We start from the raw sequence: 22,947 nt of genomic DNA on the forward strand, positions 1-22,947 counted from the left end.
CGCTTACACACCCCTGTGGATCACACCGTAGAACACCATCAATGCCGTCACCGCGATCCACACGATCGTCAACGGAATGAACACCTTCCAGCCCAGCCGCATGATCTGGTCGTAGCGGTAGCGCGGGAAGCTGGCGCGGAACCAGATGTACGCGCTGGCGAAGAACAGCACCTTCATCAGCAGCCACGGCCAACCGCCCTTCCACACCCAGTCGATCCACGGCGAGATGTCGGCGTTGACCAGCCCCTGGATCGGACTCAGCCAGCCGCCCAGGAAGAAGATCGAGACCAGGAAGCTGACCAGGATCATGTTGGCGTATTCGGCCAGGAAGAACAGCGCGAACGCACCGCCCGAGTACTCGACCATGTGGCCGGCGACGATTTCCGACTCGCCTTCGACCACGTCGAACGGCGCGCGGTTGGTCTCGGCCACGCCGGACACCCAGTACACGATGAACAGCGGGAACAGCGGGATCAGGAACCAGTTGAGCAGGCCGTGCGAACCCGCCTGCGCCTGCACGATCGTGCTCAGGTTCAGGCTGCCGGCGGCGATCATCACGCCGACCAGGGCGAAGCCCATCGCGATCTCATAGCTGACCACCTGCGCGGCCGAGCGCATCGCGCCGAGGAAGGCGTACTTGGAGTTGGATGCCCAGCCGGCCAGGATGATGCCGTACACGCCCAGCGAGGTCATCGCCAGCAGGTACAGCAGGCCGGCGTTGGCGTTGGACAGCACCAGCTTGGCATCGAACGGCACCACCGCCCAGGCGGCGAACGCCGGCGCCAGGGTGATCAGCGGCGCGATCACGAACATCGCCTTGTGCGAGCTGCTGGGCTGGATGATTTCCTTGAACAGCAGCTTGAAGACGTCGGCGAAGGCCTGGAAGATGCCCATGCCCACGTACATCGGCCCGTGGCGCACGTGCATCCAGCCGATCAGCTTGCGCTCCCAGACCACGTAGAACGCCACCGCGATGATCACCGGCATGGCGATCACCAGGATCTTCAGCACGATCCACAGGACCACGCCGAGGGCGCCCAGGCCGAGGAACCACTGGTGCAGCGGGTCGACCACGTTCAACAGCATCTCGTTCATGCAGCCACCACCGTCACCCGACCGGCACCCAGCGGCGCGGTCGCGCCGTGGCCCGTTTCGATCCAGGCCGCGCCCGGCGCGACCCGCTTGTCCGTCGCCAGCGGCAACGTGGCGCTACCCGCCGCGGTACCGACCTTGACCATCTGCCCGTCGCGCAGGCCCAGCCGCGCCGCCTCGTCCGGATGCACCGCCACGCCCGGCGCGCGGTTCAACGGGTGCTGCTGCAGCGCCTGCGCGCGGCGCACCACCGCATCGGTGCGGTAGATCGCCGGACTGGCGGCCAGTTCCAGGCCCTCGTCCTGGCGTGCCGGCTGCGCCGAGCTCGCCGCAGTGACCTCGCGCGGCTGCAGGCCATCGCGCAGCCCGGCCAGGTCGATGAACTCGAAGCCGGACAGGCCCAGTTCGCCGCCGAGCGCACGCAGCACGCGCCAGCCCTCGCGGGCCTCGCCCGGCAGCTTGCCGCCGGCGCGGGTGCGCTGCTCGCTGCCGTTGAGGTTGGTCAGCGTCGCTTCGATTTCCGGCAGCGCGCCGATCGGCAGGATCACATCGGCCACGTCGCGGGTGGAGGCGCAGGCGAAGTGGCTGAACGCCACCACCTTGGCACCGGCCAGCGCGCTGCGCGCGGCGGCGGCGTCGGCGAAGTCCAGCCCCGGCTCCAGGCCGTACAGCACGTAGGCGCTGCGCGGTTCGGCCAGCATCGCGGCGACGTTGCGGCCGCGCGGCAGCACGCCGTAGCGCGCCAGGCCCAGCGCGTTGGCGCCCTGCGGGATGCGGCACAGCGCCGCACCGGTGGCGGCGGCGAAGTCGCGTGCGGCGGCACGCAGCGCCGCGGCCTGCGGATGGTTCTCGGCCAGCGCGCCGACGATCAGCACCGCACGGCCGGCGCCCTGCACCGCTTCGCGCAGCGCGGCGTCGGCCAGCGCCTCGGCGAACTTCGACGGCGCCACGATCTGGCGGCCGGCCTGGTCGAAGGCCACGTCGAAATCGACCGGGTTGATCGAATACACCTTGGTCTGGCGCTGCATCCGCGCCTTGCGCAGGCGTGCATGCAGCAGCGGCAGTTCATGGCGCAGATTGCTGCCCAGGATCACCACCACGTCGGCCTGCTCGATCTCCGCCAGCGGCAGCGCGAACGGCTCGGCCAGCGCGGCATCGGAGAAGTCGCGGTTGTACACGCGGTGGTCGAGGTTGCCGCTGTCCAGGCCGTCGGCCAGGCGCGCCAGCAGCGCGCCCTCCTCGTTGGAGGTGGACGGATGCGCGAGCACGCCCAGCGCGTCGCCACGGTTGGCCTTGAGGATCTCGCCGGCGGCGGACAACGCTTCCGCCCACGACACCTCGCGCCACTGCCCGTCGACCTTGCGCATCGGCCGCAGTGCGCGGTCCTCGGCATACAGGCCCTGGTGCGAGTAGCGGTCGCGGTCGGACAGCCAGCACTCGTTGACCGCTTCGTTGTCGCGCGGCACGGTGCGCAGCACTTCGCCGCGGCGCACGTGCAGGAACAGGTTGGAGCCCATCGCGTCGTGGTAGCCCAGCGACTCGCGCGCCACCAGTTCCCAGGGCCGCGCGCGGAACTGGAACACCTTGTTGGTCAGCGCGCCGACCGGGCACACGTCGACCACGTTGCCGGACAGCTCGGTGGTCAGCGGCTTGCCGTCGTAGGTGCCGATCTGCAGGTTCTCGCCGCGGTACATGCCGCCCAGCTCGTAGGTGCCGGCGATGTCCGCGGTGAAGCGCACGCAGCGGGTGCACTGGATGCAGCGGGTCATCTCGGTGGCGACCAGCGGGCCGATGTCCTCGTCCGGCACCACCCGCTTGCGCTCGTTGAAGCGGCTGACCGAGCGGCCATAGCCCAGCGACACGTCCTGCAGTTCGCACTCGCCGCCCTGATCGCAGATCGGGCAGTCCAGCGGATGGTTGATCAGCAGGAATTCCATGACGCTGCGCTGGTACTTCAGCGCCTTGTCGCTGCGGGTCTGCACCTTCATGCCATCCATGACCGGCGTGGCGCAGGCCGGCGACGGCTTGGGCGACTTCTCGACGTCGACCAGGCACATGCGGCAGTTGGCCGCGATCGGCAGCTTCTCGTGGTAGCAGAAGCGCGGGATCGGAATGCCGGCCTTGTCGGCCGCCTGGATGATCATCGAGCCCTTCGGCACGACCAGCGACTGGCCGTCGATCTCGACGGTCACATGGCCTTCCGGCACGACCGCGGGGGTCGCGCCGGGATTGTTGGGTTGCGCGCTCATGCGGCGGCTGCCTCCAGCTTCTTGCCGTCAACCATCGAATGACCGTTGACGATGTAGTACTCGAATTCGTCCCAGAACTGGCGCAGGAAGCCCTGGATCGGCCAGGCCGCCGCTTCGCCGAAGGCGCAGATGGTGTGGCCTTCGATCTGCCCGGCGACGGTGCGCAGCTGGTGCAGGTCTTCCATCGTGGCCTTGCCGGCGACGATGCGCTCCAGCACGCGGTGCATCCAGCCGGTGCCTTCGCGGCACGGGGTGCACTGGCCGCAGGACTCCTTGTGGAAGAACTGCGAGATGCGGCAGGCGAACTTCACGCAGCACACGCTGTCGTCCAGCACCACGATCGCGCCCGAGCCCAGGCCGGTGCCCAGCGCACGCAGGGTGTCGTAGTCCATCTGCAGGCCCGCAAGCTGCTCGGCCTTCAGCACCGGCATCGACACGCCGCCCGGGATCGCGCCCTTGAGGGTGCGGCCCGGCTTCAGCCCGCCGGCCATCTCCAGCAGTTCGTCGAAGGTGGTACCCAGCGGCACTTCGAAGTTGCCGCCCTTCTGCACGCAGCCGGAGACCGAGAAGATCTTCGGGCCGCCGTTCTTGGTCTTGCTCAGCCCCAGGAACCATTCCGGGCCGTTGCGGATGATCGCCGGCACCGAGGCGTAGGTCTCGGTGTTGTTGATCGTCGACGGCTTGCCGTACAGGCCGAAGTTGGCCGGGAACGGCGGCTTGTAGCGCGGCTGGCCCTTCTTGCCCTCCAGCGACTCCATCAGCGCGGTCTCTTCGCCGCAGATGTAGGCGCCGGCGCCCAGCGCGCCGTAGATGTCGATGTCGATGCCGCTGCCGAGGATGTCCTTGCCCAGCCAGCCATTGGCGTAGGCATCGGCCAGGGCCTGCTCGAAATGCTCGAACGGCTCGTGGTGGAACTCGCCGCGCAGGTAGTTGTAGCCCACGGTGGAGCCGGTGGCGTAGCAGGCGATGGCCATGCCCTCCACCACCGAATGCGGGTTGTAGCGCAGGATGTCGCGGTCCTTGCAGGTGCCCGGCTCGGACTCGTCCGAGTTGCACAGGATGTACTTCTGCGGCGCGCCCTTGGGCATGAACGACCACTTCAGGCCGGTCGGGAAGCCGGCGCCGCCACGGCCGCGCAGGTTCGACTGCTTGACCATCTCGATCACCTGCTCCGGCGGGATCTTCTCTTCGAGGATCTTGCGCAGCGCGGCGTAGCCACCGGTCTTCAGGTAGCTTTCGTAGGACCACGGGGTGTCGTAGTGCAGCGTGGTGTACACCACCTGGTGCGGCAGCGGCGCGGGACCGACCGGACCGGTGGGGGCGTGGGGATGCTGTGCCATTGCCGTTACTCCAACCCGTCCAGCAATTCGTCGACCTTGTCCTTGGTCAGATGCTCATGGTAGTGGCCGTTGATGACCATCATCGGCGCGCCGGCGCAACCGGCCAAGCACTCTTCCTCGCGCTTGAGGTAGACGCGGCCGTCGGCGGTGGACTGGCCCAGCTTGCAACCGAGCTTCTTCTCGGCATGCGCGACCAGGTCCTCGGCGCCGTTGAGCCAGCAGCTGATGTTGGTGCAGAACGCGACGTTGTTGCGGCCGACTTTCTCGGTCTCGAACATCGAGTAGAAGCTGGCGACCTCGTAAGCCCACACCGGCGGCAGTTCCAGGTACTTGGCCACGCCGGCGATCAGCTCGTCGGTCAGCCAGCCCTGGTTCTGTTCCTGCGCCGCGTGCAGGCCCTGCAGCACTGCCGAACGCTTGCGGTCCGGCGGGAACTTGCTCAGCCAGTGATCGATGTGCGCGCGCGTCTTGTCGCTCAGCACCACCATCGGATCGACGTCGCGCGCCGCTTCGAAATTACCTGTCGCCTTCATCGGTCGACCTCACCAAACACCAGATCATAGGTACCAATCATCGCCACCACGTCGGCCAGCATGTGGCCGCGCACGATCGCGTCCATCGACGACAGATGGGCGAAGCCCGGCGCGCGCAGGTGCACGCGGAACGGCTTGTTGGCGCCGTCGGACATCAGGTAGCAACCGAACTCGCCCTTCGGCGCTTCCACCGCGCAGTAGGTCTCGCCGGCCGGCACGCAGTAGCCTTCGCTGAACAGCTTGAAGTGGTGGATCAGCGCTTCCATGTCGTCCTTCATTTCGGCGCGCTTGGGCGGCGCCACCTTGAAGTTCTCGACCATGACCGGGCCCGGATTGGCCTTCAGCCACTGCACGCACTGCTTGATGATGCGGTTGGACTGGCGCATCTCGGCCACGCGCACCAGGTAACGGTCGTAGCAGTCGCCGTTGGTGCCGAGCGGGATGTCGAAATCGACGCTGTCGTACTTGGCGTACGGCTGCTTCTTGCGCAGGTCCCAGGCGATGCCCGAGCCGCGCAGCATGGCGCCGGTCATGCCCCAGGCATAGGCCTGCTCCGGGGTGACCACGCCGATGCCGACGGTGCGCTGCTTCCAGATGCGGTTGTCGGTGAGCAGGGTCTCGTACTCGTCCACGCGCGCCGGGAAGGTGTCGGTGAACGCCTCCAGGAAGTCCAGCATCGAACCTTCGCGCGCGGCGTTGAGCCGCTTCAGCGCGTTGCCCTTGTGCCAGCGCGATTCCTGGTACTTGGGCATGCGGTCCGGCAGGTCGCGGTAGACGCCGCCCGGGCGATAGTAGGTCGCGTGCATGCGCGCGCCCGACACCGCCTCGTACACGTCCATCAGCTCTTCGCGCTCGCGGAACGCGTACAGCATCACCGCCATCGCGCCCAGGTCGAGCGCGTTAGAGCCGACCCACATCAGGTGGTTCAGGATGCGGGTGATCTCGTCGAACATGGTGCGGATGTACTGCGCACGCTCCGGCGCCTCGATCCCCATCAGGGTTTCGATCGCGCGCACGTAGGCGTGCTCGTTGCACATCATCGACACGTAGTCCAGGCGATCCATGTAGCCGATCGACTGGTTGAACGGCTTGGACTCGGCCAGCTTCTCGGTGCCACGGTGCAGCAGGCCGATGTGCGGATCGGCGCGGACCACGGTCTCGCCGTCCATCTCCAGGATCAGGCGCAGCACGCCGTGCGCGGCCGGATGCTGCGGGCCGAAGTTCATCGTGTAGTTGCGGATTTCCTGCTTGGCTTCGACAGGATTGCTGGCGAACCCGTCGTGCGCCTGGTGGTACTCGCTCACTTGGCGGACTCCTTCTGTGCTTCGCCCGCCGCGGTCTGGTAGCGCGCATCGTGGCGGATCACGCGCGGCACGCCCACGCGCGGTTCCACCGAGGTGACCGGCTCGTAGATCACGCGCTGCTTCTCTTCGTCGTAGCGCACTTCGACGTTGCCGATCAGCGGGAAATCCTTGCGGAACGGATGGCCGACGAAGCCGTAGTCGGTGAGGATGCGGCGCAGGTCCGGGTGGCCGGAGAACACCACGCCGAACAGGTCGAACGCCTCGCGCTCGAACCAGTTCGCGCCCGGCCAGATGTCGGTGACCGAGGCCACCACCGGCAGGTCTTCGTTCGGCGCGTAGCAGCGCACGCGCAGGCGCTGGTTGTGGCGGTAGGAAATCAACTGCGCCAGCACCGCGAAACGCTGCTGCGGCACCGGCATCGGCTGCACGCCGGCACTGGTCTCGGCGCTGGGGAACTCGCCCCAGGCGAAACGGCCCACGGCCTTGCCTTCGACACCGCGGCTGAAGCCGTGCGAGGACACGTCCGAGGTATCCCACTCGTCGCTGCCGTAGCCCAGGTAGTCCACGCCGCACAGGTCGGACAGCTGTTCGAAGCCGAACTCGTCGCGCAGCGCCAGGCAGGTGGCGTGCCAGGCGTCGGCCGGCACTTCCAGGGTGACTTCGCCGCGCGGAAGGGCCACGAAGACCTGGCTGCCGGGGAAGCGGGCGCCGAGTCGGTCGCTAAAGGAAGATGCTTGCTCTGCCATGGGGGCTTGGCGTGCTCTCTGAGGAAAGAGGAATCAGCGCGCGATGGTCTGGGTTCGCCAGATCTTCTTCTGCAACTGCAGGATGCCGTAGACCAGGGCCTCGGCGGTCGGCGGGCAACCGGGGACGTAGACGTCCACCGGCACGATGCGGTCGCAACCGCGCACCACCGAATACGAGTAATGGTAGTAGCCGCCGCCGTTGGCGCAGCTGCCCATCGAGATGACCCACTTCGGGTCCGGCATCTGGTCGTAGACCTTGCGCAGCGCCGGGGCCATCTTGTTGACCAGGGTGCCGGCGACGATCATCACGTCGGACTGGCGCGGCGACGGGCGGAACACCACGCCGTAGCGGTCCAGGTCCAGGCGCGCGGCGCCGGCATGCATCATCTCGACCGCGCAGCAGGCCAGGCCGAAGGTCATCGGCCACATCGAGCCGGTGCGCGCCCAGTTCAGCAGCGCATCGACGCTGGTGGTGACGTAACCCTTCTCCAGCAGCGGGTTCTCGCCTTCGGGACGCAGGATGTCGTCCACCCGCCCTTCCGGGATCGGGTTGGTCATCAGGCGATCCAGGGTCTGAATCACTCCCATTCCAGCGCTCCCTTCTTCCACACGTAGACAAAACCGAGGAACAACATGCCGACGAACAGGCCCATGGTGACCAGGGAGCGAGCGCCCAGGTCCATGAACACCTGCGTCCACGGCACGATGAAGATGATTTCCAGATCGAAGACGATGAACTGGATGGCGATCAGGTAGTAGCGCACGTCGAACTTCATGCGCGCGTCCTCGAAGGCCTCGAAGCCGCACTCGTACGGCGAGAGCTTCTTCAGGTCGGGACGCCGGGGACCGAGGAACCGCCCCACCAGCATCAGCGCGACGCCGATACCGGTGGCCACGATCAGAAACAGCAGGGTCGGCAAATATTCGGCCAGCACTCGCGATTCTCTCTTGCCTGTGCCCGCGCGCGTGCCGCGCAGGCATGGGATAGACGATTCTCCAGGCGAGGGCGTGATGCCTTCGCGCAGAAACCGTAGCCAAACAATGGTGCCCAAGAGGGGACTCGAACCCCTACGACCTAAGTCGCTACCACCTCAAGGTAGTGCGTCTACCAATTCCGCCACCTGGGCTTGCGTAAAACCGCGCGGCAATCCCGCCGCGCAGCATATTGTAACCGCCTTCAGTCTTTCTGCGACGGGGCAGGCGACTTTTCTTGCGCTTTTTCTGGCGCCTGCTGGGCGGCCGGGGCGGCGGCGGGCGCAGCCGGGGTGGCCGACGGCGCCTGCGGCACCTGCAGCTCGCCGGCCGGCGCGGCCGGCGCCGGGGTGGCGGATTGCGACATCACACCCAGATTGGCGTCGGCCGGACGCGCGCTGTGGCCGGCGTACCAGGCCATGAACAGGCTGATGGCGAAGAACACCACCGCCAGCCACTTGGTCGACTTGGACAGAAAGTTGGACGCGCCACGCGATCCGAACACGGTGCCGGACGCACCCGCGCCGAACCCGGAACCCGCCGCCGCACCGGCGCCGCGCTGCATCAGGATCAGCGCGATCATCGCGATCGCCACCAGCACGTAGACCACATTGAGGATGACCATCAGCATTTCGAAATCCGTCCGGACAGTACGACTTGGGGGACGAGCGGCCGCCAGCTGCAGCCGTTCGCTCAACAGGTGGCCGCCGCTCGCACGATGGCCAGGAATTCCGCGGCGACCAGCGAGGCGCCGCCCACCAGCCCGCCATCGACATCCGGCTGCGCGAACAGCTCGGCGGCGTTGTCGGGCTTGACGCTGCCGCCATACAGGATCGGCAACGAATCCGCGATTCTAGCATCGCGCGCCGCCACTTCGCCACGGATGAACGCGTGCACCGCCTGCGCCTGCGCCGGGCTGGCGGTGCGGCCGGTGCCGATCGCCCAGACCGGCTCGTAGGCCACCACCGCCCGGGCGAAGCCGTCGGCGCCGACCAGGTCCAGCACCGGCGCCAGCTGCGCGGCGATCACCGCCTCGGTCCGCCCGGCCTCGCGCTGCTCCAGGGTCTCGCCCACGCACAGGATCGGGACCAGCCCGGCGTGCAGGGCGGCGGCGAACTTGCGCGCGACCAGCTCGCTGCTTTCCTGGTGGTACTGGCGCCGCTCCGAATGCCCGACCAGGCCATAGTCGGCGCCCACATCGACCAGCATCGCCGCCGACACCTCGCCGGTGTAGGCGCCCTTCTCGTTGCTGCTGACGTCCTGCGCGCCGAAGCGCAGCAGCCGGTCCTCGAAATGCTCGATCAGGTCGCCCAGGTACGGCAGCGGCGGCAGGATCACCACCTCCACGTCGTGATCGGCTTCGTGCAGCCCGGTGACGATCTCCCGCACCAGGTCGGCGGCGAAGTGGCGGGTTCCATGCAATTTCCAGTTTCCGGCTACGATCTTGCGTCGCATCGGCGCATCTCCGGCGAAAAAGTGCCGAGAGGATAGCCGATGCGCCGCCAAGGGCCGGCATCGTCCCTGCCGTTCCACCCTCCCCCGCCCCGCTCCACGCGCAGAGACCGCCATGACCCAGCTCCCCGGCTACGCCCTGATCACCGGCGCCTCCAGCGGCATCGGCCGCGAGATCGCCCGCGAGTACGCCCGCCGCGGCGTGCCGCTGATCCTGACCGCGCGCCGCGAGGCACAGCTGCAGGCGCTGGCCGCCGAGCTGCGGCCGCAGGTGCCGGTGGAGGTGCTGGTCGCCGACCTGGCCGATCCGGCCGCGCCAGCCGCTCTGGTGGCCGAGATCGAACGGCGCGGGCTGGCGGTGCGGATCTTGGTCAACAACGCCGGCTATGGCGTGCCCGGCCGCTACATCGCCCAGGACTGGGCGGTGCACGCGGCGTTTCTGCAGGTGATGGTCGGCGCCGTGTGCGAACTGACCTGGCGGCTGCTGCCGGCGCTGCGCGCCAGCGGCCACGGCCGCATCCTCAACGTCGCCTCGTTCGCCGCCCTGGTGCCCGGCGCGGACGGCCACACCCTGTACGCGGCGGCGAAGAGTTTCATGCTGCGCTTCAGCGAATCGCTGGCGCTGGAGAACGCCGACCGCGGCGTCGGCGTCTGCGCGCTATGCCCAGGCTTCACCTGGTCCGAGTTCCACGACGTCACCGGCACCCGCGAACAGATGGACGCCCTGCCGCGCTGGATCTGGCTGCAGACCGCCGCGGTGGCCCGCGCCGGCATCGACGGCGCCGAACGCGGCAAGGTACGGGTGGTCCCCGGCGCGGTCTACCGCGCCCTGCTCGGCCTCACGGCGCTGCTGCCCAATGCCTTGCTGCTGCGGATGATGGGCCGGGGCTCGGGACGGATTAGAAGTACTGGGATTGGGGATTAGGGATTGGGGATTCGTAAAAGCGGGATTCTGCGCGGGGGTGACAGATCACGGGCATGCCGCTTTTGCCAATCCCCAATCCCGACTCCCCAATCCCGCCTCACTTCAACTTGATCTCCCGCAACCGCTCCTCCAGATACCCCTGCGCGGTGATCGGCTCGGGATAGCGGCTGGGGTTGTCGGCGCTGACGCAGGACGGCAGCACGTCGATCACGAAGTCCGGGTTCGGGTGCAGGAAGAACGGCACCGAGTAGCGCGGCTGGCGCGCCTGCTCGCCCGGGGGGTTGACCACGCGGTGGGTGGTCGAGGGATACACGTGGTTGGTCAGGCGCTGCAGCATGTCGCCGATGTTGACCACGATGGTGTCGGCGTCGGAGGTGAACGGCACCCATTCGCCCTGCTTGGACTTCACTTCCAGGCCGGCGGCGCTGGCGCCGACCAGCAGGGTGATCAGGTTGATGTCCTCGTGGGCGCCGGCGCGCACGTTGGGGATGTCGTCGGCGGTGATCGGCGGGTAGTGGATCGGGCGCAGGATCGAGTTGCCCGAATCGGTCTTGTCGACGAAGTAGTGCTCGGGCAGGCCGATGTGCAGGGCCAGCGCCGACAGCACACGCGCGCCGAGCTGGTCCAGCGCCTGGTACAGGCCGTAGCCGTGGGCGCGGAAGCCAGGCACTTCGCTCGGCCACAGGTTCGGCGGCATCACCGCGCGGTACGGGGAGTCGTCGGAAATCTCGCGGCCGATGTGCCAGAACTCCTTCAGGTCGAAGTGCTTGGAGTCCTTGGCGGTCTCCACGCCGAAGGCGGTATAGCCGCGCGCGCCGCCGCTGCCGGGCAGGTGGTACTTGCGCTTGGTCTCCTCGGGCAGGGCGAAGAACGCCTTGAACACGTCGTAGGCCGCGTCGATCTGCGCCTGGGCGATGCCGTGGTTGCGGATGCCGGCGAAGCCCCACTCGCGGTAGGCCGCGCCCAGCTCGGCGACGAAGGCCTCGCGGTCGGTGTCGAAACGGGTGATGTCGAGGGTGGGAATGCGCGCAGTCATGGCAGGAACCGTCATCTCGTGAGAGGAAGCAAACGCCGCGCTCAGCGCAGCAGGCGATACAGCAGGTAGAACGTGATCGCCTTGGCGACGATCACGAAGAGGGCAATGGCGATCGACTCACGCCGCGTCACGGACCGCCTCGGCCAGGGCGTCGAGGGTCTGCCGCATCAATGCGGCATCGTCGGCCTCGACCGTGACCCGCACCACCGGTTCGGTGCCGGAGGCGCGCAGGAAGGCGCGCCCGCGCCCCTGCACCGCCGCCTGCGCCGCGGCCAGCGCGGCCTTCACGGAATCGGCCTCGAGCGGGCGCACGCCCGGCTGCAGGCGCACGTTGACCGTCTGCTGCGGCACCTTCTGCAGCCCGGCCAGCGCCTGACGCAGGGTCTGCCGCGAGCGCTTGAGTACTTCCAGCACCTGCAGCGCGCTGACGATGGCGTCGCCGGTGGTGGCGCGGTCCAGGCACAGCATGTGCCCGGAGGCTTCGCCGCCGAGCACCCCGCCCTGTTCGACCAGCGCCTGGTGCACGTAGCGGTCGCCGACCTTGGCGCGCAGGAACGGCACCTGCAACGCGGCCAGCGCCCGCTCCAGGCCGTAGTTGGTCATCAGCGTGCCGACCACCGGGCCGTGCAGGCGGCCACTGGCCTGCCAGCCGCAAGCCAGCACGTACAGCAGGCCATCGCCGTCCACCGGGTTGCCCTGGTCGTCGGCCATCAGCACGCGGTCGCCGTCGCCGTCGAAGGCGATGCCCAAGTGCGCACCGTGCTCGCGCACGTTGGCGGCGAGGTTGTCGATGTGCATCGAGCCGACGCCGGCGTTGATGTTGAGCCCGTCCGGCGCCGCACCGATCGCGATCACCTCCGCGCCCAGTTCGCGGAACAGCAGCGGCGCGATGTGGTAGGTCGCGCCGTGCGCGCAGTCCAGCACCAGTTTCAGCCCGCGCAGATCGAAGCCGCGCGGCACGCTGGCCTTGCAGAACTCGATGTAGCGGCCGATCGCCTCGCGCGCGCGCATCGCCTTGCCCAGCCGCTCGGACTCGACGGTGGCGAACGGCGCGTCCAGCGCGGCCTCGATCGCCTGCTCGGTGGCGTCGTCGAGCTTCTCGCCGTGCGCGGAGAAGAACTTGATGCCGTTGTCGTAGTGCGGGTTGTGCGAGGCGCTGATGACGATGCCGGCGTCGGCGCCGAGGGTGCGGGTGAGGAACGCCACCGCCGGGGTCGGCATCGGCCCGAGCAGTTGCACGTTGGCGCCGGCCGCGACCAGTCCGGCCTCCAGCGCCGACTCGAACATGTAGCCGGAGATGCGCGTGTCCTTGCCGATCACCACGGTCGGCCGCGCGGTGCCGCCGGCGACCAGCACGCGGCCCAGCGCATTGCCCAGGCGCATCACGAAATCGGCGGAAATCGCCCCCTGCCCGACCCGGCCACGGATGCCGTCGGTGCCGAAGTATTTGCGTTGGCTCATTGGAACGGGATTCGGGATTCAGAATTCGGGATTCGGGAAACGCCGGAGGCAGACGGGGATCGCCAGACGTACGCGCCTTCCACGCAATGCATGCGCCGCGCAGTAGCGCGCATCCCGAATCCCGAATCCCGAATCCCGGCGCTGGTCACGCCAGCGCCTCGCTCTTCGCCGGGGCCGGCTGCCGCATCATCAACGCCAGCAGCTCGGAGAGACGATCGCGCAGTTCGCGGCGGTCGCAGATCTGGTCGATGGCGCCGTGTTCGAGCAGGAATTCCGAACGCTGGAAGCCTTCCGGCAGGGTCTCGCGCACGGTCTGCTCGATCACGCGCGGGCCGGCGAAGCCGATCAGCGCGTACGGCTCGGCGATGTTGATGTCGCCGAGCATGGCGAAGCTGGCCGAGACGCCGCCGGTGGTGGGATGGGTCAGCACCGACACGTACGGCAGGCCGGCCTCGCGCAGGCGGCCGAGCGCGGCCGAGGTCTTGGCCATCTGCATCAGCGAGAACAGGCCTTCCTGCATGCGCGCGCCGCCGCTGGCGGAGAAGCACACGAACGGCGCGCCGATCTTCAGCGCGGTCTCCGCGGCCAGGGCGAACCGCTCGCCGACCACCGAGCCCATCGAACCGCCCATGAAGGCGAAATCGAACGAGGCCGCGACCAGCGGCTGGCCCTTGAGCAGGCCCTGCATCGCCACCAGCGCGTCGTATTCGCCGGTGCTCTTCTGCGAGGCCTTGATGCGCTCGCCGTACTTCTTCTGGTCCTTGAACTTGAGCGCGTCGGTCGGGCCCAGGCGCGCGCCGATCTCGGTCGGCGCGGTGTCGGCGTCGAACAGCGCGGCCAGGCGCGCGCGCGCGCGGATCGCCATGTGGTGGCCGCACTTCGGGCACACCTCCAGGTTCTCCTCCAGCTCCGGCCGGTACAGCACGGCGCTGCAGTTGGGGCACTTCTCCCACAGGCCTTCGGGAACGCTGCGCTTCTTGCTGGGCGTGCTGTCGGTGCGAATGCCCGAAGGCATCAATTTGCTGAGCCAACTCATGCGATGTGACGATCCATTGGGCGGCCGCGAGAGCCGCAGAGGGGCGACAGTCTAACTCGGTCCCCCGGTGGCCTGCAGACGGTGGCGCATGGAGCGGCCGGGCCGGCCGGTACCGCGCGGCCGCCGCCAGGACGCCTGCTGCGGCCGCGCAACGCGGGACATGCGGCATCGCCGCCACCCCGCATCGCCGACACGCAAGCGGGGCAGCGACGGCGCGCGCCGTCCGACCAACAATGCATGTACCGCCTCCTCCGCATGCACCGCGTTTGCGGCAGTGCGGCAAAACGCGAACGCCCGCGCAAGGCGGGCGTTCGCAAACACACCAGGCGTACCTCAGCCCGCGTCCAGCGCCTGCCGCAGCGGTGCCAGGAACGCCAGGGCCGCCTCGCGCGCGGCCTGCGGGCTGCCGGCCTCGGCCAGCGCCGCGACCAGTGCGCTGCCGACCACCACGCCGTCGGCATCGGTGGCCATGGCCTTGGCGCTGGCGGCGTCCTTGATGCCGAAGCCGGCCACCACCGGCACCGGGCAGCGCGCGCGCAACTGACGCAGGCGATCGCCGGCGGCGCGGGTATCCAGCCGGTCGGCGCCGGTGACGCCGGCGAAGCTGACGTAGTACAGATAGCCGCGCGCCGCCTCGCACAACAGGGCGATGCGCGTATCGCTGGTGGTCGGCGAGGCCAGCACGATCAGGTCCAGGCCGGCGTCGGCGAAGACCGTCAGCGTCTCGGCCGACTCCTCCGGCGGCAGGTCGACCAGCAGCACGCCGTCCACGCCGGCCGCCACCGCCTCTTCGGCGAAGCGCGCGGTGCCGTGGATCTCCACCGGGTTGAGGTAGCCCATCAGCACCACCGGGGTGTTGGCGTCGTCGCGGCGAAATGCGCTGACCGTCTCCAGCACGTAGCGCAGGCCGGCGCCACGCGCCAGCGCGCGCTCGGAACTGCGCTGGATGGTCGGGCCATCGGCCATCGGATCGGAGAACGGCACGCCCAGCTCGATCACGTCGGCACCGGCCTCGACCAGCGCATGCATCGCCGGCACGGTCGCCTCCAGCGATGGATCGCCGGCGGTGAGAAAGGGGATCAGGGCCTTGCGGCCTTGGGCATCGAGTCGGGCAAAGGTATCGGCGAGGCGGTTCATGGGGGACCTATGCGCCCCTCTCCCACCGGGAGAGGGGTTGGGGTGAGGGGAAGAGGCGAAGCGGTGCGGAATGTGAGTACGGGGGCTGCGCCCGCACCCTCATCCGGCGCTCCGCGCCACCTTCTCCCGAAGGAGAAGGACAAAGCGTTACAGCGTCAGCCCCTCGCGCGCAGCAATGGTGTGCACGTCCTTGTCGCCGCGGCCGGACAGGTTGCACAGCACCAGCGCGTCCTTGGGCAGTTCGCGCGCCAGCTTGATCGACTGCGCCACGGCGTGGCTGGACTCCAGCGCGGCGAGGATGCCCTCGGTATGCGCCAGCAGGTGGAACGCGGCCAGCGCCTCGTCGTCGGTGATGCCCTGGTAGGTGGCGCGGCCGCTGTCGGCCAGGAACGCGTGCTCCGGCCCCACGCCCGGGTAGTCCAGGCCGGCGGACACCGAATGGGTTTCGATGATCTGCCCATCGTCGTCGCAGATCACGTAGGTGCGGTTGCCGTGCAGCACGCCGGGACGGCCGGCGGCGATCGAGGCGGCATGGCGGCCGCTGCCGATGCCGTCGCCGGCGGCCTCGGCGCCGTAGATCTTCACCGAGGCGTCGTTGAGGAAGGCATGGAACAGGCCGATGGCGTTGCTGCCGCCGCCGACGCAGGCGCTGATCGCATCCGGCAGGCGGCCGTAGTCGGCCAGCATCTGCGCGCGCGCCTCGCGGCCGACGATGGCGTTGAAGTCGCGCACCATGCGCGGGTACGGATCGGGGCCGGCGACGGTGCCGATGATGTAGAAGGTGTCCTGCACGTTGGTCACCCAGTCGCGCATCGCCTCGTTGAGCGCGTCCTTGAGCGTGGCCGAACCGGAATGCACCGGCACCACCGTGGCGCCGAGCAGCTTCATCCGGTAGACGTTGATCTTCTGCCGCTCGATGTCGGTGGCGCCCATGTACACCACGCACTCCAGGCCCAGCCGCGCGGCCACGGTGGCGCTGGCCACGCCGTGCTGGCCGGCGCCGGTCTCGGCGATGATGCGGGTCTTGCCCATGCGGTTGGCCAGCAGCGCCTGACCGATGGTGTTGTTGATCTTGTGCGCGCCGGTGTGGTTCAGGTCCTCGCGCTTGAGCAGGATCTGCGCGCCGCCGACTTCGCGGCTGAGCCGCTCGGCGTGATAGATCGGGCTGGGCCGGCCGACGTAATGGGTCAGGTCCTTGTCGTAGGCGGCGATGAAGGCCGGATCCTGGCGCGCGGCGTCGTAGGCGGCCGCCAGCTCCTGCAGCGGGCCGATCAGGGTCTCGGCGACGAAACGGCCGCCGTAGCGGCCGAAGTGGCCGGCGGCGTCGGGATAGGCGTGGAAGTCGCTGACGGGAACAGAGGACATGGCGCAACCGGGGGCAACAGGACAGGCCTGCACTTTAGCGCACACGTCGGCGCACAAAAACCGATAAAGTCTGACGCGATCCGTCAGGAAAACTCACATGACCAGCCTGCGCCGCCTGCCCTCGCTCAACGCTCTGCGCGCGTTCGAGGCCGCCGCGCGGCTGCGCAGCGTCGGCGCCGCGGCGGCGGAACTGCACGTGACCCATGGCGCGGTCAGCCGCCAGGTGCGGCTGCTGGAACAGGAACTGGGGTTGCCGCTGCTGCAGCGCGACGGCCGCGGCATCCGCCCGACCGCGGCCGGCACGCGCCTGTGCGAGGCGGCCGGCGCGGCGTTCGCGCAGTTGCACGAGGCGGTGGCGGAACTGCGCCGCCCCGCGCGCCCGGCCGCGCTGGTGCTGGGCTGCCCCGGCAGCATCCTCGCCCGCTGGATGATCCCGCGGCTGCAGGTGCTGCAGCGGGACCTGCCGGCGCTGACCCTGCACCTGTCCGCGCACGAAGGCGACTTCGCCGCCGACCTGGACGGCCTGGACGCGGCGCTGCTGCTGGGCCAGGCGCCGTGGCCGGCGGACTGGCAGGTCCGCGTGCTGGCGCCGGAGCGGATCGGCCCGGTGCTCAGCCCCGCCCTGCCGCAGGCCCCGGCCCTGGCCACGGCCGCGCCGGCGGCGCTGCAAGGACTGCCGCTGCTGCATACGGTGTCGCGCCCACAGGCCTGGCCGGCCTGGGCCGAGGCGCAGGGGCTGGCGCCAGCGCAGTTGCGCTACGGCACCGGCTTCGAACATCTGTACTACCTGCTGGAGGCGGCGCTGGCCGGGATCGGCGTGGCGATCGCGCCGCAGCCGCTGGTCGCCGACGACCTGGCCAATGGCAGGCTGCTGGCGCCCTGGGGCTTCGTCGAAACCGGCGGGCAATGGGCGCTGTGCACGCGCCGCGATGTCCAGGATTCCCGAGTCGACGCGCTGGCGCAGTGGCTGACGCAGGAACTGCAGCGCTGACCGAGACGACGGCGACGCTGGTGCCGCATCGCACTCAGCAGTTGGTGTTCAACTCGTGGCAGTCGGCGCGGCGCACTTCCTCGACGAACTTGCGCATCTTGTGCCCGTCCTTGATCCCGGGCTGGCTCTCGATGCCGCTGGACACGTCCACGCCCCACGGCAGGGTGCCGATGATCGCGTCGAATACGTTGTCGCCATTGATGCCGCCGGCGAGCAGGAACGGCCGGTGCAGGCCGGTCGGCAGCCGCGACCAGTCGAAGGTCTTGCCCGAGCCACCGCTTTCGCCGGGGGCGTGGCTGTCGAACAGGAAGCCGGCGGCGTTGGGGAACTGCAGCTGCAGGGTGCGCGCGTTGATCTCGCCGCCCCCCATCGGCACCGCCTTTAGATATGGCAGGTTGAAGCTGCGGCAAAAGCCGTCGTCCTCGTCGCCGTGGAACTGCAGCAGGGTCGGACGCACCGTGCGCAACACCTCGCGCACCTCGTCCTTGGGGTTGTCGCGGAACAGCGCCACCACGTCCACCATCGGCGCGGCGGCCTGGCGCATGGCCCGCGCCTCGGCCGGCGCCACGCGCCGCGGGCTGCCGTGGGCGAACACGAACCCGATCGAGTCCACGCCCAACTCGCCTGCCAGGCGGATGTCGCCGGCGCGGGTCATGCCGCAGAACTTGATGCGGGTGCGATACAGCGTGCGATTCATAGCGTGACCTCGTCCGGAAGCGTCCAATGGGCGGGATAGAGGGGACCGACGAACACCAGGCCCTGCGGCGGCGCCGTCGGACCGGCGACGCGGCGGTCGCGTCCCGCGAGCAGTTCGCCAATCCAGGACACCGGCTTTTCGCCCGTTCCCACCATGACAAGGGAACCAACGATATTGCGCACCATGTGATGAAGGAATGCATTGGCCTGGACCTGGATCTCGACCAACTCGCCGCTGCGGCTCACCGCGATCGACTGCAGTTCGCGGCGCGCGTGCAGCGCCTGGCACTGCACGCTGCGGAAGGCACTGAAGTCCTGCTCGCCCAGCAGCGCCTGTGCAGCCGCGTGCATGGCCTCGGCCTGCAACGGCCGCCGCTCCCAGCTCAGGGTCTGCCGGTACAGCGCCGGGCGCACCTGGCGGTTGAGCAGGCGGTAGCGGTAGCGCCGTGCGCGGGCCGAGAAGCGCGCATGGAAGTCGTCGGCCACCGGCACGCACCAGCGCACGCACACCGAGGGCGGCAGCCGCGCGGTGGCGCCCAGCATCCAGCCGCGCGCCGGGCGCGGCGCGTCGCAATCGAAATGCACCACCTGGCATTCGCCGTGCACGCCGGCATCGGTGCGGCCGGCGCAGACCACGCTCACCGAGGCGTCGGCCACCGACGACAGCGCAGCCTGCAGCGTCGCCTGCACGCTGGGGCCGCCGCTCTCGCCGAGCTGCTGCCAGCCCTGGAACTCGCTGCCGTCGTACTCCACGCCTAGCGCGTAACGCATGCGGACCTCCGTCGCAGTGCGGCGTATCCCTCGGCGCGCGGTGCGGCCGACGCGCGCAGGGACCAACACGGGGCACCTGCAACGCCGCCGCGGCAGTGCTCCTGCCCGACCGGGAGCGCGCGCTCGGCGCGCGCCCGTCGCCGATGCGCGAGGTGCCGCGTGGCCGTCCCGAGCCAGGCCGGACGGCCGCGGCGAGCGCGCCGCGCGCCGCCTGCCGCCATCAGTCCAGCCGTCCCAGCAATTGCAGCGCCTCGGCGCGCGCGGCCGGGTCGCCGCTGGCCGCGACCTCGGTCAGCAAGGTGCGTGCGGTTTCGTTGTCGCCCAGATCCATGTACGCCGCCGCCAGTTCCAGGCGCTCGCGGCCCGCCGGTGGATACGGCGACGCTGCTTCGGCCGGTGCCGGTGCCGGTGCCGGCGCGACGGGCTGGTGCCAGGTCGGCTCCTGCCGGCCGCCGCCGGCGTCGCTGTCGGCACGGGCGTCGCTGGTCGCCACTGCGACCACCGGCGACGGCGGCCGCCAAGCCGCCTCGGCCGCGGAATCGGCGGCCGGGACGACCTCCGGATGGGCGTCGGACACGTCGGCGGAATGGACGTCGTCGTTGCCCGCGGACAGCGGCGCATCGGCCGGCGCCTGGCGCAGCGACTGCTGCGCCAGCACGCGCTCGAAGGCGGCGTCGTCGAGCGCGGCGTGGTGATCGGCGTGATCGGCGGCAGCGTGGTCGAGATGGTCGGCGCGCTCCCAGTCCTCCAGCGCCTCGTGGTCGCGGGCGACCGCCTCCTCCTCGGCCAGCGGCTCGGCCGGTTCCAGCGGCGGCAGTTCCGGCGCATCGACATCGCGGTGCGCGACCACCGGCACCGCGGCGCTCGCCGCCAGCGCCGCGTCGTCGTCGCGCGGCAACGGCGGCAGCGGCGAGGGCTTGCGCCGGCGCGACAGCAACCAGGCGCCGAGACCCAGCACCAGCAGGCTCAGCCCGCCCCACAGCCACAGCGGGAACCCGTCATTGGCCGGCACCTGGGTGGCCGCCGCCGCCGGCGCCGCCTGCCCGGCCTGGGCCAGGCGCTTCTGCGCCGCGGCCAGATCACTGTCCTTCAGCGCGATCAGTTGCTGCTGCTGGGCCTTGAGCTTTTCGAGCTGCTCCACCCGCGAGCGCAGTTCCTGGACCTCGGCATCGCGTGCCGCGAGATCTTCGCGCGCCTGCTGCAATTGTTGGGTCGCCACCATGTCTCCTTCGTCGCCGGCACCGGTGCCGGACTTCGTTCCCGCCTCGCGGCGCGTCGCCGGCACCGCCGGAGCGATTTCCAGGCGCGCGCCGGACGCCGCTGCCGGCGCTGCGGCGGCCGGCTTGGGTGCGGCCTGCGCCGTCGACGCATCCTGCTGCGCCTGGGCCGGCTGCGGCACCGGCGCGCGCGCCTGGCGCCATTGCGCCGCCTGCTCGCGCACCACTGCCTCGGCTGCGGCGGCATCCAGGCTGGCCAGGTCCTCCTCGCGCGGGGTGCGCAGTACCGCGCCCTGCTTGAGCAGGTTGAGATTGCCGCGGATGAAGGCGTCCGGATTGGCGCGCAGCAACGCGACCATGGTCTGGTCCAGCGAATGGCCGTTGCCGCGCGCCAGTTGCCCGGCGATCTGCGACAGAGTCTGCCCGGCGCGCACCGGCGCCAGCGCATCGCCGGGCGCTGCCGCGGGGGCCGGCGCCGGACGCGGCGCAGCGGCGGGCCTGGCGCTCGGCGCCGCCGGCGTGGCGGCGGCGGCCGGCGCTGGCGCCGCGGTGGACGTTTCGCGGGCGATGCGGTCGGACGGCTGCGCGGCGGCCGGCGCATCGATCGCCGGCGCGTCGATCGCCGCAGCGGTATTCGGTGCGTCGATCAGCGCGGAATATTCGCGAATCAGCCGGCCCTGGCCCCAATCGACCTCGATCAGGAAGCTCAGCGACGGCACGTCGACCGGCATGCGGCTGCTGACCTGGATCACCGCGCGGCCCTTGCGGGTCTGGGTGAAACGGAACTGCAGATCGCTAACCAGGCCCTGCGGGCGCTCCAGCCCGACCCGCGCGAAGGTCGCCGGCGAGGCCAGCGCCACCCGCGCCCGCTCCAGTTCGCCCGGCTCGTTGGAGATCACCGGGATCTCGGCAAGGAACGGCTCGCCCGGCTTGGACAGCACGCGGATATCGCCCAGGCCCAGCGCCAGCGCGGCCTGGCTGCAAGCCAGCAACAGCAGCGCCGCGGCGGCGCGACAGACATGGCGCAGCCCGCGCGCAGCGGACACCGCAGCGTCGCTGCGGCGATGGAACACACGTGGTTGTAGGCGCATCCCGCCCCTGCCCCTTGGAGTCATGTCCATCAATATATATGAAGCGGGGAGTGGGGATTTGGGATTGGGGATTCGTTGCGGGCATTGCAGCGGCGGGGCGTGCGCTCGCGGGTACGCGAGCGGCTTGCGGGATCAGTGACCGACAAGTACTGCAACGCCCCTTGTCCTGTAGGAGCGGCTTCAGCCGCGATGGCGTTCCCGGGAATGCTTCGTCGCGGCTGAAGCCGCTCCTACGGGGGTGCACCGGTCATCATCGCGCCCGCAGGGGCTGTCTTCGCAGCACGACGCGGACGTCGGACACGACAACGGCCAGGGCATGCGCCACTGGCCGTTGCGTGGTTGCCTGGAGATACCGCGCTCCGCAGCGCCGAAACGGCGCTGCGCGGCTCTTACGAATCCCCAATCCCGACTCCCGAATCCCGGCCCCTCAGCCCTCCTGGGCCACCAGCTCGGCCAACTGCACCGCATTGAGCGCGGCGCCCTTGCGGATGTTGTCGGCCACCACCCACAGGTTGAGGCCGCGCGGGTGCGAGAAGTCCTCGCGGATGCGGCCGACGAACACCGGATCCTTGCCGGAGGCATGGGTGACCGGGGTCGGATAGCCGCCGGCCTTGTGCTCGTCGACCACTTCCACGCCGGGCGCCTGACCCAGCAGGGCGCGCGCCTGCTCGACGGTGATCTTGCGCTTGGTCTCGATGTTGACCGCCTCCGAGTGCCCGAAGAACACCGGCACGCGCACCGCGGTGGGGTTCACCAGGATGCTGCTGTCCTCGAGGATCTTCTGCGTTTCCCACACCAGCTTCATCTCTTCCTTGGTGTAGCCGTTGGGCTGGAAGTCGTCGATGTGCGGGATCAGGTTGAAGGCGATCTGCGCCTGGAACTTCTGCGGCTCGATGTCCTGGAACGCCAGCAGCTGCGCGGTCTGCTTGCCCAGTTCCTCCATGCCCGAGCGGCCGGCGCCGGACACCGACTGGTAGGTGGCCACGTTGATGCGCTCGATGCCGTATTCCTTGTGGATCGGCGCCAGCACCGGCATCAGCTGCATGGTCGAGCAATTGGGATTGGCGACGATGCCGCGCGGGCGGTGCTTCAACGCGTGCGGATTGACCTCCGACACCACCAGCGGCACGTCGTCGTCGTAGCGGAAGGTCGAGGAGTTGTCGATCACCACCGCCCCGGCCGCGGCGAACTTCGGCGCGTATTCCTTGGAAATGCCGCCGCCGGCGGAGAACAGCGCGATGTCCACGCCGCTCGGATCGAAGGTCGCCAGGTCGAGCACGGTGACCTTCTGGCCCTTGAACTCGACCTGGCCGCCGGCCGAGCGCTCGGAGGCCAGCGGGTACAGCGTGGCGACGGGGAAATCGCGCTCGGCGAGGATGCTCAACATGGTTTCGCCGACGGCACCGGTGGCGCCGACGACAGCGACGTTGAAACGACGGGTTGCATTGCTCATGGAAGATTAGATCCGCAGAAAAAGAAGGGGAGGAACAGCCGCACTGCCACGTGGATTCGGGGAACCTGCCGTGCGCGTCG

General features: G+C 69.5%; 21 protein-coding genes and 1 tRNA gene. 2 read left to right on the forward strand and 20 right to left on the reverse strand.

Translation table 11 applies throughout. From position 1 onward, the window contains the following. Positions 1-3 precede the first annotated feature (3 nt). From nuoH to tpiA, 11 genes are all read right to left on the reverse strand, one after another. Positions 4-1,095 (reverse strand): NADH-quinone oxidoreductase subunit NuoH, encoded by a 1,092-nt coding sequence (nuoH, locus tag AC1PK7_RS14645; protein ID WP_010343012.1) that lies wholly within the window; start codon positions 1,093-1,095, stop codon positions 4-6. Further along, complete coding sequence (gene nuoG / locus AC1PK7_RS14650; protein WP_481098606.1) at positions 1,092-3,341, reverse strand: NADH-quinone oxidoreductase subunit NuoG; 2,250 nt, start codon at positions 3,339-3,341, stop codon at positions 1,092-1,094. The genes nuoH and nuoG overlap by 4 nt, the downstream gene beginning before the upstream one ends. Then, the gene (nuoF, locus tag AC1PK7_RS14655) at positions 3,338-4,681 is read right to left on the reverse strand and encodes an NADH-quinone oxidoreductase subunit NuoF (RefSeq protein WP_481098607.1); all 1,344 of its coding nucleotides are present in this window, start codon (positions 4,679-4,681) and stop codon (positions 3,338-3,340) included. The genes nuoG and nuoF overlap by 4 nt, the downstream gene beginning before the upstream one ends. 5 nt (positions 4,682-4,686) lie before the next feature. Next, positions 4,687-5,214: an NADH-quinone oxidoreductase subunit NuoE gene (gene nuoE, locus AC1PK7_RS14660; protein WP_010343009.1), complete on the reverse strand. Its 528-nt coding sequence runs from the start codon at positions 5,212-5,214 to the stop codon at positions 4,687-4,689. After that, the gene (locus AC1PK7_RS14665; RefSeq protein ID WP_481098608.1) at positions 5,211-6,518 is read right to left on the reverse strand and encodes an NADH-quinone oxidoreductase subunit D; all 1,308 of its coding nucleotides are present in this window, start codon (positions 6,516-6,518) and stop codon (positions 5,211-5,213) included. Before AC1PK7_RS14665 ends, nuoE begins: the two co-directional genes overlap by 4 nt. Beyond that, entirely contained in the window at positions 6,515-7,264 is a 750-nt protein-coding gene (locus AC1PK7_RS14670) for an NADH-quinone oxidoreductase subunit C (RefSeq protein ID WP_481098609.1), read from the reverse strand. Before AC1PK7_RS14670 ends, AC1PK7_RS14665 begins: the two co-directional genes overlap by 4 nt. A gap of 33 nt (positions 7,265-7,297) precedes the next feature. Continuing rightward, positions 7,298-7,852, reverse strand: coding sequence for a NuoB/complex I 20 kDa subunit family protein (locus AC1PK7_RS14675; RefSeq protein ID WP_010343006.1), 555 nt, complete (start codon positions 7,850-7,852; stop codon positions 7,298-7,300). Further along, positions 7,843-8,199, reverse strand: a complete 357-nt coding sequence (locus tag AC1PK7_RS14680) for an NADH-quinone oxidoreductase subunit A (RefSeq protein ID WP_010343005.1) — start codon at positions 8,197-8,199, stop codon at positions 7,843-7,845. Before AC1PK7_RS14680 ends, AC1PK7_RS14675 begins: the two co-directional genes overlap by 10 nt. Positions 8,200-8,306: 107 nt before the next feature. After that, a tRNA-Leu gene (locus AC1PK7_RS14685) sits at positions 8,307-8,391 on the reverse strand. A gap of 50 nt (positions 8,392-8,441) precedes the next feature. Then, positions 8,442-8,867, reverse strand: a complete 426-nt coding sequence (secG, locus tag AC1PK7_RS14690) for a preprotein translocase subunit SecG (protein WP_010343004.1) — start codon at positions 8,865-8,867, stop codon at positions 8,442-8,444. A gap of 62 nt (positions 8,868-8,929) precedes the next feature. Next, entirely contained in the window at positions 8,930-9,691 is a 762-nt protein-coding gene (gene tpiA, locus AC1PK7_RS14695; protein WP_481098610.1) for a triose-phosphate isomerase, read from the reverse strand. Between the two features lie 112 nt (positions 9,692-9,803). Here tpiA and AC1PK7_RS14700 point away from each other — a divergent pair, with 112 nt between their 5' ends. Beyond that, positions 9,804-10,613 (forward strand): SDR family NAD(P)-dependent oxidoreductase, encoded by an 810-nt coding sequence (locus AC1PK7_RS14700; protein WP_481098611.1) that lies wholly within the window; start codon positions 9,804-9,806, stop codon positions 10,611-10,613. A gap of 97 nt (positions 10,614-10,710) precedes the next feature. Here AC1PK7_RS14700 and AC1PK7_RS14705 read toward each other — a convergent pair whose 3' ends face one another. From AC1PK7_RS14705 to trpB, 5 genes are all read right to left on the reverse strand, one after another. Beyond that, the gene (locus tag AC1PK7_RS14705; RefSeq protein ID WP_152239671.1) at positions 10,711-11,649 is read right to left on the reverse strand and encodes an isopenicillin N synthase family dioxygenase; all 939 of its coding nucleotides are present in this window, start codon (positions 11,647-11,649) and stop codon (positions 10,711-10,713) included. 117 nt (positions 11,650-11,766) lie between these two features. Further along, positions 11,767-13,110 (reverse strand): phosphoglucosamine mutase, encoded by a 1,344-nt coding sequence (glmM, locus tag AC1PK7_RS14710; RefSeq protein ID WP_152239672.1) that lies wholly within the window; start codon positions 13,108-13,110, stop codon positions 11,767-11,769. A gap of 145 nt (positions 13,111-13,255) precedes the next feature. Then, positions 13,256-14,146 (reverse strand): acetyl-CoA carboxylase, carboxyltransferase subunit beta, encoded by an 891-nt coding sequence (gene accD, locus AC1PK7_RS14715; protein WP_010342997.1) that lies wholly within the window; start codon positions 14,144-14,146, stop codon positions 13,256-13,258. 333 nt (positions 14,147-14,479) lie between these two features. Continuing rightward, a complete protein-coding gene (gene trpA, locus AC1PK7_RS14720; protein WP_481098612.1) occupies positions 14,480-15,283 on the reverse strand; it encodes a tryptophan synthase subunit alpha in 804 nt (267 codons plus the stop codon). Between the two features lie 147 nt (positions 15,284-15,430). Continuing rightward, positions 15,431-16,648, reverse strand: coding sequence for a tryptophan synthase subunit beta (gene trpB / locus AC1PK7_RS14725; RefSeq protein ID WP_481098613.1), 1,218 nt, complete (start codon positions 16,646-16,648; stop codon positions 15,431-15,433). Between the two features lie 97 nt (positions 16,649-16,745). Between trpB and AC1PK7_RS14730 the strand changes: the two genes are divergently transcribed. After that, positions 16,746-17,639, forward strand: a complete 894-nt coding sequence (locus tag AC1PK7_RS14730) for a LysR family transcriptional regulator (protein ID WP_420007455.1) — start codon at positions 16,746-16,748, stop codon at positions 17,637-17,639. A 34-nt stretch (positions 17,640-17,673) separates the two neighbouring features. Here the strand turns inward: AC1PK7_RS14730 and AC1PK7_RS14735 are convergent, their stop codons facing one another. The 4 genes from AC1PK7_RS14735 to AC1PK7_RS14750 form a co-directional block, all read right to left on the reverse strand. Continuing rightward, on the reverse strand, positions 17,674-18,336 hold the full coding sequence (locus AC1PK7_RS14735) for a phosphoribosylanthranilate isomerase (RefSeq protein WP_019801754.1): 663 nt from the start codon (positions 18,334-18,336) through the stop codon (positions 17,674-17,676). Then, on the reverse strand, positions 18,333-19,106 hold the full coding sequence (truA, locus tag AC1PK7_RS14740; RefSeq protein WP_481098614.1) for a tRNA pseudouridine(38-40) synthase TruA: 774 nt from the start codon (positions 19,104-19,106) through the stop codon (positions 18,333-18,335). The genes AC1PK7_RS14735 and truA overlap by 4 nt, the downstream gene beginning before the upstream one ends. Positions 19,107-19,326: 220 nt before the next feature. Further along, complete coding sequence (locus AC1PK7_RS14745; RefSeq protein ID WP_481098615.1) at positions 19,327-21,414, reverse strand: motility hub landmark protein FimV; 2,088 nt, start codon at positions 21,412-21,414, stop codon at positions 19,327-19,329. A 427-nt stretch (positions 21,415-21,841) separates the two neighbouring features. Beyond that, positions 21,842-22,867, reverse strand: a complete 1,026-nt coding sequence (locus AC1PK7_RS14750; protein ID WP_420007458.1) for an aspartate-semialdehyde dehydrogenase — start codon at positions 22,865-22,867, stop codon at positions 21,842-21,844. Positions 22,868-22,947 lie beyond the last annotated feature (80 nt).

Source organism: Xanthomonas sp. NCPPB 3174, from assembly GCF_056725205.1.

Excerpts from the sequence above, each read along its gene's own strand:
- AC1PK7_RS14700 (WP_481098611.1), top strand. The coding sequence starts at position 9,804 with ATGACCCAGCTCCCCGGCTACGCCCTGATCACCGGCGCCTCCAGCGGC.
- nuoG (WP_481098606.1), bottom strand. The coding sequence starts at position 3,341 with ATGAGCGCGCAACCCAACAATCCCGGCGCGACCCCCGCGGTCGTGCCG.
- accD (WP_010342997.1), bottom strand. The coding sequence starts at position 14,146 with ATGAGTTGGCTCAGCAAATTGATGCCTTCGGGCATTCGCACCGACAGC.
- AC1PK7_RS14730 (WP_420007455.1), top strand. The coding sequence starts at position 16,746 with ATGACCAGCCTGCGCCGCCTGCCCTCGCTCAACGCTCTGCGCGCGTTC.
- trpB (WP_481098613.1), bottom strand. The coding sequence starts at position 16,648 with ATGTCCTCTGTTCCCGTCAGCGACTTCCACGCCTATCCCGACGCCGCC.
- AC1PK7_RS14670 (WP_481098609.1), bottom strand. The coding sequence starts at position 7,264 with ATGGCAGAGCAAGCATCTTCCTTTAGCGACCGACTCGGCGCCCGCTTC.
- glmM (WP_152239672.1), bottom strand. The coding sequence starts at position 13,110 with ATGAGCCAACGCAAATACTTCGGCACCGACGGCATCCGTGGCCGGGTC.
- nuoH (WP_010343012.1), bottom strand. The coding sequence starts at position 1,095 with ATGAACGAGATGCTGTTGAACGTGGTCGACCCGCTGCACCAGTGGTTC.
- nuoF (WP_481098607.1), bottom strand. The coding sequence starts at position 4,681 with ATGGCACAGCATCCCCACGCCCCCACCGGTCCGGTCGGTCCCGCGCCG.
- trpA (WP_481098612.1), bottom strand. The coding sequence starts at position 15,283 with ATGAACCGCCTCGCCGATACCTTTGCCCGACTCGATGCCCAAGGCCGC.
- AC1PK7_RS14735 (WP_019801754.1), bottom strand. The coding sequence starts at position 18,336 with ATGAATCGCACGCTGTATCGCACCCGCATCAAGTTCTGCGGCATGACC.
- AC1PK7_RS14675 (WP_010343006.1), bottom strand. The coding sequence starts at position 7,852 with ATGGGAGTGATTCAGACCCTGGATCGCCTGATGACCAACCCGATCCCG.
- AC1PK7_RS14750 (WP_420007458.1), bottom strand. The coding sequence starts at position 22,867 with ATGAGCAATGCAACCCGTCGTTTCAACGTCGCTGTCGTCGGCGCCACC.
- nuoE (WP_010343009.1), bottom strand. The coding sequence starts at position 5,214 with ATGAAGGCGACAGGTAATTTCGAAGCGGCGCGCGACGTCGATCCGATG.
- tpiA (WP_481098610.1), bottom strand. The coding sequence starts at position 9,691 with ATGCGACGCAAGATCGTAGCCGGAAACTGGAAATTGCATGGAACCCGC.
- truA (WP_481098614.1), bottom strand. The coding sequence starts at position 19,106 with ATGCGTTACGCGCTAGGCGTGGAGTACGACGGCAGCGAGTTCCAGGGC.
- secG (WP_010343004.1), bottom strand. The coding sequence starts at position 8,867 with ATGCTGATGGTCATCCTCAATGTGGTCTACGTGCTGGTGGCGATCGCG.
- AC1PK7_RS14705 (WP_152239671.1), bottom strand. The coding sequence starts at position 11,649 with ATGACTGCGCGCATTCCCACCCTCGACATCACCCGTTTCGACACCGAC.
- AC1PK7_RS14745 (WP_481098615.1), bottom strand. The coding sequence starts at position 21,414 with ATGCGCCTACAACCACGTGTGTTCCATCGCCGCAGCGACGCTGCGGTG.